Source organism: Pseudomonadota bacterium (genome assembly GCA_026388275.1).
Classification (GTDB): Bacteria; Desulfobacterota; Syntrophorhabdia; order Syntrophorhabdales; family Syntrophorhabdaceae; genus JAPLKB01.
Genome location: JAPLKB010000058.1, coordinates 86890 through 101167 on the forward strand (window position 1 = coordinate 86890; position 14278 = coordinate 101167).

12 protein-coding genes are annotated in these 14278 nt (G+C 43.6%); 10 read left to right on the plus strand and 2 right to left on the minus strand.

Translation table 11 applies throughout. The features are described 5' to 3' along the window. The first annotated feature begins 352 nt into the window (after positions 1 to 352). Genes NT010_13540 through NT010_13570 form a run of 7 tightly spaced genes read left to right on the plus strand, consistent with a single transcriptional unit; the run spans position 353 to position 9415 of the window. Complete coding sequence (locus tag NT010_13540) at positions 353 to 1891, plus strand: hypothetical protein (protein ID MCX5807061.1); 1539 nt, start codon at positions 353 to 355, stop codon at positions 1889 to 1891. A gap of 54 nt (positions 1892 to 1945) precedes the next feature. Beyond that, on the plus strand, positions 1946 to 3115 hold the full coding sequence (glf, locus tag NT010_13545) for a UDP-galactopyranose mutase (GenBank protein MCX5807062.1): 1170 nt from the start codon (positions 1946 to 1948) through the stop codon (positions 3113 to 3115). Beyond that, a complete protein-coding gene (locus tag NT010_13550) occupies positions 3112 to 3816 on the plus strand; it encodes a glycosyltransferase family 2 protein (GenBank protein MCX5807063.1) in 705 nt (234 codons plus the stop codon). Before glf ends, NT010_13550 begins: the two co-directional genes overlap by 4 nt. Further along, on the plus strand, positions 3813 to 5549 hold the full coding sequence (locus NT010_13555; protein MCX5807064.1) for a hypothetical protein: 1737 nt from the start codon (positions 3813 to 3815) through the stop codon (positions 5547 to 5549). The genes NT010_13550 and NT010_13555 overlap by 4 nt, the downstream gene beginning before the upstream one ends. Positions 5550 to 5579: 30 nt before the next feature. After that, positions 5580 to 6962: an FAD-dependent oxidoreductase gene (locus NT010_13560; GenBank protein MCX5807065.1), complete on the plus strand. Its 1383-nt coding sequence runs from the start codon at positions 5580 to 5582 to the stop codon at positions 6960 to 6962. Between the two features lie 43 nt (positions 6963 to 7005). After that, entirely contained in the window at positions 7006 to 8103 is a 1098-nt protein-coding gene (locus NT010_13565) for a DegT/DnrJ/EryC1/StrS family aminotransferase (GenBank protein ID MCX5807066.1), read from the plus strand. Next, positions 8084 to 9415 carry a B12-binding domain-containing radical SAM protein gene (locus tag NT010_13570; protein ID MCX5807067.1) on the plus strand — a complete coding sequence of 444 codons (1332 nt, stop codon included), beginning with the start codon at positions 8084 to 8086 and terminating at the stop codon, positions 9413 to 9415. Before NT010_13565 ends, NT010_13570 begins: the two co-directional genes overlap by 20 nt. Positions 9416 to 9491: 76 nt before the next feature. On the opposite strand, the gene NT010_13575 is transcribed toward NT010_13570, so the two are convergent. Continuing rightward, the gene (locus tag NT010_13575; GenBank protein ID MCX5807068.1) at positions 9492 to 9800 is read right to left on the minus strand and encodes a hypothetical protein; all 309 of its coding nucleotides are present in this window, start codon (positions 9798 to 9800) and stop codon (positions 9492 to 9494) included. 171 nt (positions 9801 to 9971) lie between these two features. Next, entirely contained in the window at positions 9972 to 10157 is a 186-nt protein-coding gene (locus tag NT010_13580; protein ID MCX5807069.1) for a hypothetical protein, read from the minus strand. Positions 10158 to 10175: 18 nt separating this feature from the next. Here NT010_13580 and NT010_13585 point away from each other — a divergent pair, with 18 nt between their 5' ends. From NT010_13585 to NT010_13595, 3 genes are read left to right on the plus strand one after another with little or no spacing between them, the layout of a single operon-like run. Beyond that, positions 10176 to 11327, plus strand: a complete 1152-nt coding sequence (locus NT010_13585; GenBank protein ID MCX5807070.1) for a glycosyltransferase family A protein — start codon at positions 10176 to 10178, stop codon at positions 11325 to 11327. 11 nt (positions 11328 to 11338) lie between these two features. Then, positions 11339 to 13492, plus strand: a complete 2154-nt coding sequence (locus NT010_13590) for a glycosyltransferase (GenBank protein MCX5807071.1) — start codon at positions 11339 to 11341, stop codon at positions 13490 to 13492. Beyond that, entirely contained in the window at positions 13489 to 14277 is a 789-nt protein-coding gene (locus NT010_13595; GenBank protein ID MCX5807072.1) for an ABC transporter permease, read from the plus strand. Before NT010_13590 ends, NT010_13595 begins: the two co-directional genes overlap by 4 nt. Position 14278: the final 1 nt, after the last annotated feature.

Sequence of the window (14278 nt, forward strand, 5' to 3'; positions counted from 1 at the left end):
TCCAGTCATTGAGTTATAACCTACTTCGTAAAATTCTGCAATAAAGTTAAGTTATTATCGCTGTCCTTAATGTTTGCAATCACGTACTGCTTATGGTAGAAATGATACCGTTATTATGATGTGTTGCATCGCAAAAGAATTCCAGGCACCTGAATATGGCGCTGGCCCGGGAATTGAGAGGGCGGAGCTTTATTTCAAGGAGAGTAGATAACATGGGGAATAAACGGGAACACTCCGAGACCTTTGCATAGCTGACCATGTTTATCAACCTTTTTCACTATGTCCTTGCGGGAAAGAGGCCTCATTACTCAAAGCTCTTGAGAAAGTGTGATAGGGGGAAATAAGGATTGTAATGATGAGAGATAGGGGTTATTTCTGCGGCCAGGACAAAATCATTAGATTCATAAAGATTAAGGATAGATACTTCCTTTCAATTTTAGTTATTCTTTTAGCTTTCTATTGGCTACTCTTTCATTATCCAAGTCTTAATTACTATTGGTCCAGTGATGACCTGCATTTAGTACGTCAATTCTCAAAAACAGAAATTATCCAGGTATTTTCATCTACTTGGGATGTAGATAAAATAGAAACACCGGGATTTAGGCCCTTTACACTTTTATTCAATCATTTCCGATTCATCTTAATTGGTGAATCACCTGCAAATCATCGCCTATTCATTTTATCTTTGATGACAGGTCTGTTGTGGATGATTGGATGGATTAGTATAAAACTAGGACTGCAACGGGGCATAGTCGTATTTGCGTTACTTATTTTGGTATCTACAAAATCACTTACAGGGGACATAGTTTGGATTGCAGACGGAATTCACATTTTTCAGCACTGTCTGATTGCTATCAGTATAATCTTCATGATTTTATTTATTGATTATCAGTCATTATGGTCTGGTTTCCTTTCGTTAATTTTTGTCTGGATAGCTTTATGGACGCGTGAAGACAGCCTGATTTTATTATTTCTAATGCCTGTTCTTTTCACGGTGTATTACTGTCAAGGCTATGGATTAAACAAATTAAAGGAGATTTTCTTATACAAAAGAAAGTTCCTGGTTTTTTTTATTTTTTTGTATTGTATTGCCGGAGTTACTTTCCTATATAGATCATATGTAGTAACCGGCACTCCCGAAATTGGCTCAATAACTGGTTTTCTGAACCATGTAAAATGGAGTGTGTGGATTGTTGGCGATTATATTCCCGAGATCATGAGTCTGAGTCCAGAATGGGGAGTCCAGACAGGGGGACAGTTATTAGCATTAATGACAATTTTGTGGGGTGTACTAATCGGTGCACTTACTGTATTTTTTTTATTGCTGGCTCGTATAAATGTGAAAAAACAAGTGAGTATTTGTCTTCTTGGTTTATTCCTTACCAGTACTCCTGGATTGTATTTTTCACGCTCAAATTTACTATTTATGCCTACAATGTTTTTTTCAATTGCTCTTGCAATCTCGTTGTTCGAAATATTAAATTTTAGATTTGAAAGTAACAAGGTATGCGGGTTTTCTCGGACAAATAAGTCCTGTTACAGAGTTCTCCATTTACTGCTTGTTTTAATATGTATCCTTGCTGTTGGAGGTTCTTTATACCGCTCAATTATACAGCGCTTAGACATGCATCCTCTTAGCATCAATCAGATTATAAGCGACTATGATGCCCTATATGGAGAGTATGCAGAAGCAATTGTTCCTATTGAGCGACGAACTTATTTAATTGAGAAACTAAGCAGAGTTGGAATTGATGCGAGAAGCAAATCAGACATAAACATAATCTTTCATGAGTTGTATTATAAAGCAAAAATCATTGAATTGTGGTCCGTATTTTGGGCTGATAATACGAAAAGTGTATTCATTCCTATAGTTGCATTTCTGCATCCATAGTACCAAATGAGAATTATATCCAATTGAGGTGCAAATATCGCTCAACAGAATTTTATGATGGATTTTAAGGGACTTAAATATTTAGTTGTTGGCGCAGGTTTTTTCGGATCAGTAATTGCCGAAAGAATTGCGAGTGATATTAATGGAGAAGTAGTGGTCCTCGACAAATATCCGCATGTCGGTGGTCTTTGTTTGTCAGCGGTTGATGTTGAAACGGGGATTGAATTTCATAAATACGGTACCCATATATTCCACACATCAAATGAAAAAGTATGGAAGTACATTAACTCCTTCACAGATTTCAACGGGTATCGGCACCAGGTTCTCTCCACGTATAAGAACAAAGTTTACCAGATGCCAATAAATTTAGAGACAATCAATTCTTTTTATGGAGTTAATTTGAGGCCATATGAAGTAGATGCCTTCCTAAAGGTGGAGATTGCAAAAGAAAAAATAGTAAATCCGCAGAATATAGAAGAGAAGGCCATTTCACTCATTGGACGTCCCTTGTACGAGGCATTCATAAAGGAGTACACTGAGAAACAGTGGCAGAAAGATTGCGATCAGTTACCATCGTCAATAATAGAGCGCTTGCCCGTTAGAAAGAATTATGATGAAAATTACTTTTTTGATCTATGGCAGGGGATCCCCTTAGAAGGATACACAACTATATTTACAAGGTTATTAAGTCATAAGAATATTAAAGTTTACCTGAATATAGACTTTTTTGATATAAAAGATCAACTCCCTTCGTCATGTTTAATTGTTTACAGTGGGCCAATAGATCGGTTTTTTGAATATAAGTTCGGAAGGTTTGAGTGGATAACTCTTGAGTTTAAAAAGGAAATAATAGATATTGAGGATTTCCAGGGAACATCTGTCATGAATTACCCTGAGCACTCCATTCCATATATTAGAATTCACGAACCACGGCATTATCACCCTGAAAGAAATTATCCAAAACAAAAAACTCTTATTTTTAAAGAGTATCCTAAAAAAGATGATGGTAATAATCCTTATTATCCTGTAAATTCACGCGAAAATCAGGAGATGCTTCAGAAGTATAAAGAGGAAAGAAAAAAATGTTCAAATATCATTTTTGGAGGGCGATTGGGTGATTACAAATATTATAATATGGATCAGGTTATCGCTTCAGCATTGGACACCTATGAAAATAAAATAAAGAAGAGAAATGCCTGTGACTGTCCAGGGACGGTAAAATGAAAAAGGTTGAATTATCCGTCGTAATGCCTGTTTATAATGAGGCAGAGATTATTAGCAATGTAGTAAGTAAATGGACTGAAGCTCTTCATAAACTTGAGATTAATTTTCAGATTCATGCTTATAATGATGGGTCTACAGATAATACACTGCAGATTCTCAATAAACTTTCCTTAGAAAATAAAAACCTGGTTGTACATGACAAATTAAACAGCGGGCACGGACCTACCATTCTACAAGGATACCGGGAGAATTCTAATGCAGAGTGGATTTTGCAAATAGACTCTGATGATGAAACTTTTCCTGAGGAATTTGAAGTTTTGTGGAAGAATAGAGCAAAATATGATTTTCTGTTAGGTCAAAGAATTCGTTTGCACCAGCCGCTTGCAAGAAGATTAATAAGTTTAGCATCCAGAGTAATTATCAGGATATTTTACGGGACTAAAGTGGTTGATGTTAACTCACCTTACAGGTTAATGAAATCATGTTCATTAAAAGATATCTTCTTTTCACTACCAGATAATATGTTTTCGCCAAACATTGTAATTTCGGGTCTCGTTTCGATGAATAATTTAAAAGTTTACGAAATTGCAGTGAGACAAAAAGAGAGGGCAACAGGTGCGGTTTCAATTAAAAAATTAAAATTAATCAAAGCAGCCTTGAAATCTTTTCAGCAAACAATCACCTATCGTTTTAAGAAATGAAGATCCGGGATTTCGTCAAACGCTTTCGCTTCACAGCCATTCTGATTCTTTGGGGCACGATTGGAGCGTTCCTGCGTCTCTATCTGATCACTGATCAGGTTCTCCTTGATGATGAATGGCATGGCCTCTTCTATGCTACAGAGCATCCGCTTGCCTACCTTCTCCGTTACACGACGGCCGATGCCACCTGTGCTCCCATGAATGCATACGCATGGATTCTGCTTCATACGACAGGCTGGTCCGAGATGGCCTTACGCCTGCCGTCACTTGTTACCGGCCTTCTGGCGCTCGTCTTCCTCCCGTTGCTGGTTCGAAAAATTCACGGAGAAGCAGTGGCTTGCATCTTTGCGGCCTTTCTCGCGCTGTCGCCTTTTCTCACGTTTTACAGCCGGATCTTTCGGCCTTATAGCGCTCTGGCTTTTCTTGAGTTCATAGCGATTTATTCGGCTGGTATATGGTTGTACGCCGGGGGAAAACGATTTCGCCTGCTATACATCTTTGCTTCCACAGCAGCCCTCTATTTTCACCCTGTTGCGGCAATCGGCATCATGGCGCCCTGGGCAGTTGCCGGAGTGCTATATTTTTGGAGCAGGAAGAGCGCGCCCAGCACCCGCATCCCGAACTTCCGCCCCGGCTGGCAGAGCGTTATACTGACGGTGGGACTTATAGTATCTGTCTTTGCTTTGACCGTACAGCCGACGGTTATCGCAGAAAACATGGTGCCTGGACTTCCTCCCACGATTGAGACCTGGAAGCAATTTCTGCTGATGCTTTTCGGCACGTCGAGTGTAGTGCTGGCGGGCGGTCTCACGTTGATGTGTCTATTGGGATTATGGATTCTTTTCCGAAAAGACCTTTTCTGGGGAGCAGTATTCGCGCTCGTGGCTTTTCTCCATCTTCTGATGATCGCCGTATGCCGCTTTGCGGGCATCGAGGCACCGGTAGTCCTGGCGCGTTATCTGACGATTCTTTTTCCCTTAGCACACGTTTGCGCAGCTATCGGGCTGATACAAATCGCCTCCAGGATCGGCGGACTTGCCGAATTCAGGAAACCGCTTATCCGTGGACTTTCCTTTGCTCTGATGATCCTTGTCTTCGCTTCATGGATTCTCACTAATCCACTGCGGTACGCCTACGGGGCGCCGAACAATTTCACCAATCATTCGGCATTCATCGAGTCCGGCCAATTCGGGGGATGGGACACTCTTTATCACTCATGGTTCTTACCCCAATCCGTCTCCTCCGCATTGCCGCGCATGTCCGCGTTCTACCGTGGCCTGCCGCCGCGAACGCGGCGGCTAATCGAATACCCTATGATGCTGGGTGATCATTACAATTACTATTATTTCTATCAGCACCATCACGGCAAACAGATCGTGATCGGATACACGGATATAGTCGACGTTATGCCGCTCAACCGGGATTGTGTATATACGGATTTTTTTGTTGATCACGTTATTTGTGCGGTGGATGACACGCGGCGCATACGGTTCCGAAACATGGTGGATATCCTGGATATCGAGGCGATTAGCCGCTCCCAGGCTGACTACCTGATCTGCCATAAAGATCTGCTCAGAGAGTTTCTGCCTGGAATCCAGCCGTCTGCAAAGGTCCTCTTGCCAGGGTTGAAGAAATGCGTCGAGCAGTCAACGAACCATTTTGGTCCACCAATATTCGAGGATGAAACCATTGTTGTTTTCGATGTGGCGGGTTCACGGCAAGCGCCCCGTTGATCGGTGAACTCGATGAAGGAAATTTAGCGTATGGAGGCGACGGAGCGCATGCACATCATTATTCTCGGCGGCGGCATCAGCGGCCTGTCATTAGCCTGGAAACTCTGCGAAAGCGGCCAAGAGGTCACGATCATTGAAAACTCGGGATTTGTTGGAGGCTTGGCGGGTACGCAATCGGATAACGGCTATTATCTTGACTTTGGCCCTCACTCGTTTTTTTCCGAGGACCCTGAGATCCTCAAGACTGTCCTTGACCTCTTCGACAGTACCCTGTTGCCCAGACGGCGCGATGTGAAATTCTATTTCCGGGGAAAGTACCTCAATTATCCATTGACGCCGGGAGATGTGCTAATCCAGATGGGGCTGGTCCAAGGGATACGGTCGGGCTTGAGCTTTCTCAAGGGGAAGATTGGCCGCAGAGAGAAACGAAACTCAGCGACGCCTGAGGAGATGACGGTCGAGGAATGGGCGTTGGAAAACTTTGGCGAGCATCTATATTCATCATTTTTCAAGCCCTATACAGAGCAATTCTGGAAGTTGCCCTGTTGCGAACTGTCGGCGCGCACCATTCCTTATCATACGCGAACCAATTTCATTAATACGTTGAAAGTGCTATTAGGAAGACGGGCGACCCGCCAGGGGGATTCGCTGATCGAACGTGAGCAGCTTCCCACCTACTATCCCACCACCTGTTTTGGGGAGATCGCCTATCGTATTGCAGACAAAATCCGGGCGGCTGGTGGAAAGATTCTTCTCAACTCCACAGCTTGTGAGGTGGTTCTGAATGGGGATCGTTCAGTCTTGGTTCGATATTTTTGCGGTAGAGAGACTGCAAGCCTGGAGTGCGAACGCCTGATATCCACGATTCCACTGCCGCTGTTTGTAGACATGGTCAAGCCACGGCCGCCCGCTGATGTCCGGACCTCGGCCGCACGTCTGGAGTTTCGGGTGCTCGTAGTGCTCGGAATGGTCACTGAGAGAAAGAACATTCTGGGGGGCAGCTATATGTACGTTCTTAACCGTCCTTACAATCGTATCAGCGAGATGAACAAATTCAGTCCGGGAACCAGCCCTCCATCGGACAATATTATTGCCATCGAGATGCCGTGTCTCGAAGACTCACCGATTTGGAGCGCCTCAAAGGAAGAGATCTTTCAGATGTCATCCGGAAACCTGGCCCACGATGGAATCTTGCTTCCGGGCGATGTTAAGAAACTCCTGCTTGTGAAGGCTCCCTATGCTTACCCGGTTTACCGAAAAGATTATGCGCCGCACCTTAAAAAGGTTCTTGCCCATGTTCGTTCCTATCCTCAACTCGAGACTTTGGGACGATCCGGGGAATTCCTGTACCTGGATGCCGATATGTGCATGCGGAGGGCATTTGATCTCGCGGCAGGGCTTCTGAAATCCTGACAGTAAGAAAGTTGGTTCACCCCTAAATCCTTGCGGATGCAGTGTGAACTGTGAGATAATAATAAAACAATTTATGATACCGCTATTCAAACCATTCATTAATAAGGGCTGTATAAATGAACTGAAGAAAGTTCTTTATTCAGGATATATTGGTGAGGGTTCTAAGGTCAAAGAGTTTGAGAGACTCCTTAGTGTTTACTTAGATGGGTATGTTGTTTTAGTGAATAGTGGAACATCTGCACTTCACCTTGCTTTACATATCGCTGAAGTTAACAATAAAAACGTTATCTCTACACCTATGACGTGTCTTGCGACTAATACACCTATAGTCCAGAACGGTGGAAGGATAGTATGGGCAGATGTGGACCCCCAGACAGGCAACATAGACCCGGTTTCTGTATCCAAGAAAATTACTATGAATACTAAGGCAATTATGGCAGTCCATTACGGCGGGAATCTATGCGACCCTATTCTTACTGAGATATGCAGGAGCAAAGGATTAACCCTGATAGAAGACTGTGCTCATCTTAACGGCCCGGGTCTTGGCGGGATGCAGTGCTACTCTTTCCAGGCTATAAAGCATTTAACCACAGGAGACGGTGGTTGCCTTGTTACTAAAGACAAGAAGATTTGTGATAGGGCAAAACTGCTTAGATGGTACGGTATAAACCGTGAATCCGGGCAGACTATGAGGAGCATGGATTCTATATATGAAGCAGGATACAAGTTCCATATGAATGATATTGCTGCAACCATAGGAATATCAAACTTCGATAAACTTGGTGATATAATATCAAAGACTGAGAAACACGCACAATATTACAACGATGCTTTTATAGACTTAGATAATATTAAACGGGTCCCGGTTCTATATAGAAACGATTATTGGTTATACATAATCCTGGTAGAAAAAAAGAACAAATTCATGGAGTATATGAAAGATAATGGTATAGAGACCTCCCTGGTCCATGCCAGGAACGATATACAGCCTATTTTCAAGAGTTCCCGGTGCAAACTTCCGGGTCTGGAGAAATTCTGGCAGAAACAAATCTGTATACCGGTAGGATGGTGGTTAACTGATAAACAGGTAAAGTTCATAGCAGACAAAGTAAGGTGTTTTAATGAAATTTGCTCTTGTTAGTTTCGGTAATGAGGAGAACTACGGACTTCTGTTTGCAGGAACAGAGTTCAAGAAGCATGGAGAGATTAAATTCTTCGATGCCGAGATGACTGATCCTTTACAGGATATTGCTGAATATAAACCGGACTATATATGTTTCTCTCCTCTGACAGCGTTTTATCCCCAAGCTAAGCATATAGAGAGTATGTTAAGGCCTAAATTAAAATTTATCTCAATATATGGGGGGCATCATGCAACAAATTGCGGGGAGCACATTGGAGATATCACTGTTGTTGGTTCTGTTCATAATATGGACCTTAACCATCTTGGAATACAGAAGACCGGGCCAACTAAACCGGAGAATCTCAAAAATCCGGCACGCGTTGAGTACTTTCAAGATATACCTCATTTCAAAAACAGGTACCGTAAAATCATGCTCTCAGTTACAGGATGTCCCTGGACCTGTACATACTGTTCCTCTTCCTCCCAAGTAACCAGAAAACTATATGGAAGAACATCCTGCCATCTGCAACATCGCAATATAGAAGATATAATCAATGAAGCCAATTTTATTAAAGACTGTACCCAAGAAATAGAGTGGGTAGATGATGATGTATTTGTTGGAGATCAGGATTGGCTAAAGGCGTTTTACAAGAGGTGGGTTAGTGAGATCGGAATGCCTATGTATGTATCAACTACGTCCGTAAGTGCTTTAAAAGCCTCTCCTGACCTTCTTATGCTTATGCGCAATGTAGCCAATGTAGTAGGATTGGGAGTCCAGGCAACAAATCCCGAATCTCTCAAACTCCTGGGACGAGGATGGGATAATGAAGCACAAATTAAGGCAGCATATGACCGCCTCACTTCTTTTGGATTCAAGGTTAATCTGCAGTGCATTATAGGCCTTCCAATTCCAGACCCGGTAAGTGATGCTTTAAATACTATTGAGGGAATGAAGCGAATCGGTGCCGGAAGCGTTGTATCGTGCTATCCTTTACAGATTTATCCTAATACGGCTCTGGAACAGCATTCGAAAGATAATCTGTACTTACTTAATGCAGAATGTAACGGCGATACAAATAGCGGATTACCTGCCATCGATTTTGGACATCTGGTTAACAATAGAATTCGCAATATATGTAAGCTCGCGACTATGGTTGTTAAGTACAATGTACCCAACCAGTGGCTGGAAGCTATGATGGATTTGGATTTAAGTGCTTCAAGCCAACCAATGTCTTTAGTCAGATACTATGAATGTATCAGGGATAGGCTCCCTGATAAAGCTGATAAGATTTTTCATGACATAGTGAAAGGTATGAATGTCAGGTATTAGCGGAAGTGAATGAAAGATGAAACTCCACGCTGTCCTTCGGAAAATTCCTATACTCGGCAAAAGGCTCGACCGTATACTAATCCTGGAGAGTGGTCTCTTCGATTCCGGCTACTACCTTGAGCGTTATCCCGACGTCGATTCCGATCCTCTCGGTCATTACCTTCAGCAAAGTGCCTTTGAGATGCGCGACCCATCGCCATTTTTTAGAACGCGCTATTATCTTGAAAACAACCCCGATGTGGCAGCCTCCGGAATCAATCCCCTCATCCACTTCATCCTGTGGGGGGCACTGGAAGGCCGTGACCCGAATCCCTATTTTGACAGCAGCTTTTATCTGGAATCCAACGCAGACGTGCGTGACTCCAGAGCTAATCCACTCGTGCATTTCCTCTCGCAGGGGCGACGGGAAGGCAGGGATCCGTCTCCGCGCTGCGGGCCTCGCATTCACCTCTATGCGACGTGCTGGAACGAGGTGCGTTTGCTTGGATTTTTTTTCAGGCACTACGACAGTATTGTGCAAAGGTACGTGATTTATGACGAGGGATCAAACGATGGTTCACTCGATCTCCTTCTCGGGCATCCCAAGGTCGAGGTCCGAAGATTTATCCGCAGGGATCAGGATTCTTTCATTCTTTCGGAGCTCGATCTTTTCAACAACTGCTGGAAGGAGAGCCGAGGATTTCGTGGGAGCCCGATTGCCGATTTGGTGATCATATGCAACATCGACGAACATCTCGTTCATCCCGATCTCGGCGGCTATTTGTCGAGATGCCTGGAAGCAGGAATAACCGCAATCCCGGCGCTCGGTTACCAGATGTTAGTCGAGGAATTTCCGCGACCGGGTGAACATCTTTGCGAAAAGCGGACGCATGCATTGCCAGATCCGACCGATTGCAAATTGATCGTCTTCTCGCCGACATCCATCAAGGAGATCAATTTTGCAGTAGGAGGACATGCTGCTGCGCCGGTCGGATGCGTGGTCGCACCCGCTCGGGACGAACTTTTGCTCCAGAACTATCAGATTCTCGGGATTGATTACACACTGGAACGCTTTGCTGAGCTGCGATCAGGGCTCGGTCCGTTTGATCATACTCAGGGCTGGGGTTTTCACTACGGATGGATTCGCGACGATCTGAACCGGATGTACGCCGGGCTTCCTGAACAAGGGGTCAATACTGCGGCCATATCAGAGAAAAAGTGGAAAAATTATCCGCGTCCGGAATGGTGGAGAAGTCTTCCCAGAAAGCATATCCACTCGTCTCCCCCGTTACTAAGTATCGTCACCACGGTTTATGACCGAGTGGATTGTTTAGCGTCATGCATCAAGTCGGTCAGGAACCTGAATTTCCAGGATTACGAACATATCATAGTGGCAGATCACCCTCCTCAGGACATTTTTTTGAGATTCGAGAAAATTATTGCGACTGCCGGCGACTCAAGGATTTTCCTGTATAATCTGCCCAAGAGAACCAATGATTTGGGGATATCGCCTGCTGAATTCGGGCTGAAGAGATCAACTGGAAAGTATATCGCCTTTTTAGACGATGACAATGGGTATTTGCCAAATCATTTTGATATTCTCATCGATTGTTTGGAAGATAAGTCAACCATAGGATTTGTGTATAGTTCGTGTCTTTGGAACAATGAAATGATCCTCAATTACTCAACTCCGGCTTTGGGCAAGATCGATCTGGGTCAGGTGCTTTTCCGCAGGGAGACCTTTTGGAACTGCATCGATGACGAACTGGACTATTCAGGTTACGCCTGGGACTGGTATCTGATTGACGATCTTATCAGCAAGGGCGTTACATATACACATATTGACCAGGAGACGTTCATATTCAGGTTAAAACAATATCCTAAGTTCGCTCCACATGAAAGCTTTCTTTACAGCAAATCGAGTACAACATAACTATGCAGCACATGGGGAAGTATCAGAAAACAGTAGAAAAACTATTACCTCCGGTGACGCAAAGGCGATATTATTACGAACTGATACTAAATGGTATCAGGATTATTTTCAGCGAGGGCTGGCAAAGCTTCTTTAGACAAGCGAAAGACCGTTTAGGATACATCAAGTCCCCTTCAAAACAAAAGAATGTCCTCGCCTCTTCGCCAGTGGCTTGGTTATCGAGGAAAGAAGAGGAGCTAATATTTCCCGGTACTTCGCAACCGGAAGTATCCATAGTGATCCCCGTACATAATAAGTGGGAGTATACAATTCAGTGCCTAAGGTCGCTCTACGAAAATACCACGGGTAACTATGAGGTTATCATTGTTGATGATGCTTCGACTGATGAGACAGAGGGGAAGCTATCGAAAGTCAGGAATATACGTTTGGTACGAAATACGGAGAATACCGGCTTCATTGATTCATGTAATCGAGGAGCCGCACTAAGTAAAGGCGACCACATCTTATTCCTGAACAACGATACAATAGTTAACAATGATTGGCTTCCGCCTTTGTTAGAAACGATAAGGAAAGAAGGTGTTGGTGCCGTCGGGTCAAAACTTGTTTACCCGGATGGTACGCTGCAGGAAGCAGGTGGAATAATATGGAGCGATGGTTCAGGGTGGAATTATGGTCGCAGTGATAACGCCGACAAACCGGAATACAACTACGTTAGAGAAGTCGATTACTGTTCCGGCGCTTGTCTGCTGGTGAAGAGGAAACTGTTTGAGAAAGCAAGTGGTTTTGACATTAAATTTAAGCCCGCCTATTATGAAGATACTGACATTTGCTTTTCGCTTAGAAACAATGGGTATAAAATCCTATACCAGCCAAAATCGGTTGTTACGCATTTTGAAGGTGTGACATCCGGCACGGAAACTTCCGGTGGTGTTAAAAAATATCAGGAAATAAATAAGCTTAAGTTTGTAGAAAAGTGGGCAGATATTCTGCAAAAGGACCATTACAAACCAGACCCAAACAAAGTCTTATGGGCCAGGGATCGACGGTCAGGAGAACGGGTTCTCGTTATAGACCATTATCTCCCGGCATATGACCGGGATTCCGGTTCCCTGAGAATGTTCAACATGCTCGATATACTAACTGAACTTGGTCATAAAGTCACTTTTATCGGTGACAATCTGCTGAGGACTGAACCTTATGCACAAGAACTTCAGCAGAAAGGGATAGAGGTCATTTACGCCCCCCACGTCCTTTCCGTGAAAAACTATATCAAAGCATTTGGAAGATATTTTTCTGTGGTTATGCTGAGCAGACCTCATATAGCGATACAATACATAAATTCTGTAAAGAGGCGTTGCCCTGCATCCAGAATTATATATGATACTGTGGACCTTGCTTTCCTGAGAGAAACCAGGAGGGGGTTGGTCGAAAACAACAAAGAAGCTTTGAAAGAAGCTGAGAACTTCAAAAGAACGGAGATGTACCTGGTGAAAAATAGCGATATTACGTTAGTAGTCAGCCCTGAGGAGAAAGATGTACTACTGAAGGAAGACTCTTTTCTAAATATAGAGATTGTGAGTAACATTCACCGAATTACGAAACCTCAGACACCTTTTTCTGGTAGAAAGGATATTCTGTTTGTAGGAGGGTTCGACCATCCCCCGAACACCGATGCAGTCATGTTCCTAATAAATGAAGTATTCCCTCTGATAAAGCGGTTGCTGCCGAGTCTACGCGTTTATATTGTCGGGAGCAATCCAACAAGGCAAGTGGAGGAATTGAAATCCGAAGATGTAATCGTGACCGGATACGTACCTGATTTGGTTCCTTACTTTGAGAAGTGCAGAGTATTCGTTGCACCGCTGCGATATGGAGCCGGCGTCAAGGGGAAAATAAATCAGAGTATGAGTTACGGTCTTCCAGTCGTTACCACTTCCATCGGTGCTGAGGGTATTGGATTGGTCGATGGGGTGGATGCATTGATTGCCGATGAACCAGATGATTTTGCTGAAAAGGTAGCTATGATTCACGAGAACGAGGAATTGTGGAATGCGCTTTCAATTAATTCAATTGAGAATGTCAGGACACACTTCTCGCCGGAAGTTGCTAAAGAAAAACTGAAAACCGTAATGGATGTGGTTGCCAACAAGGAGCGTTATCATTGAAGAATAGATTTATCGCCACTCACAGCAATGGAGCCTATCTGCCTGGTTTGATTTGGACGCTCGTCCGTACGGATTTCAAGACGCGGTATCACGGGACTCTGGGAGGGTATCTTTGGGCTCTTGTGAAGCCCCTGACGATGTTTGTGGTTCTTTATACCGTGTTTTCTGTCATCTTTTCAATGGATACCTATTACGCCTTGAATTTGATTATCGGACTGTTTCTTTATGATTTTTTTTCTGATTCCACAAAGACGGGGCTCATGTCTCTTCAGGCTAAAACCTTCTTGCTGACAAAAACGAAATTTCCATCGTGGGTTGTCGTATTGACATCTGTCTCGAGCGCATTGATTACCGTAGTTATTTTCAGTATTGCCGTATGTGCCTACATTTCCATTTTTAAACGGCATTTAAGTTTGTTGGAAATAAGCTGCTTCAGTCTGTATGTGTTTCTTTTTCTGATCATTATCATCGGAATCTCGCTTGCCGGAAGCGTCCTTTTTCTTCGCTACCGTGATATTAATCAGATATGGGAATTGCTGATGCAGGCTGGCTTTTTTTTCACCCCGATTATCTATCCTCTTGATATTGTGCCGCATAAATATCATTTTTATCTTTATGCGTGGCTGCCCACTGCAGTGATTCAATTTTCACGGTCTGTCATTGTCAAAGGAGAGATTCCAACCATTACGGCCCATCTCATGCTGCTGGGAAGCACAGCAGCGGTTTTGTTTGCAGGCTTAGCTTTATATTGCAGGCTTGTGCCCCGTTCTCTGGAAAGGTTGTAGC

Excerpts from the sequence above, each read along its gene's own strand:
- NT010_13540 (MCX5807061.1), top strand. The coding sequence starts at position 353 with ATGATGAGAGATAGGGGTTATTTCTGCGGCCAGGACAAAATCATTAGA.
- glf (MCX5807062.1), top strand. The coding sequence starts at position 1,946 with ATGATGGATTTTAAGGGACTTAAATATTTAGTTGTTGGCGCAGGTTTT.
- NT010_13550 (MCX5807063.1), top strand. The coding sequence starts at position 3,112 with ATGAAAAAGGTTGAATTATCCGTCGTAATGCCTGTTTATAATGAGGCA.
- NT010_13555 (MCX5807064.1), top strand. The coding sequence starts at position 3,813 with ATGAAGATCCGGGATTTCGTCAAACGCTTTCGCTTCACAGCCATTCTG.
- NT010_13560 (MCX5807065.1), top strand. The coding sequence starts at position 5,580 with ATGGAGGCGACGGAGCGCATGCACATCATTATTCTCGGCGGCGGCATC.
- NT010_13570 (MCX5807067.1), top strand. The coding sequence starts at position 8,084 with ATGAAATTTGCTCTTGTTAGTTTCGGTAATGAGGAGAACTACGGACTT.
- NT010_13575 (MCX5807068.1), bottom strand. The coding sequence starts at position 9,800 with ATGCACGAGTGGATTAGCTCTGGAGTCACGCACGTCTGCGTTGGATTC.
- NT010_13580 (MCX5807069.1), bottom strand. The coding sequence starts at position 10,157 with ATGAACGAGATGTTCGTCGATGTTGCATATGATCACCAAATCGGCAAT.
- NT010_13590 (MCX5807071.1), top strand. The coding sequence starts at position 11,339 with ATGGGGAAGTATCAGAAAACAGTAGAAAAACTATTACCTCCGGTGACG.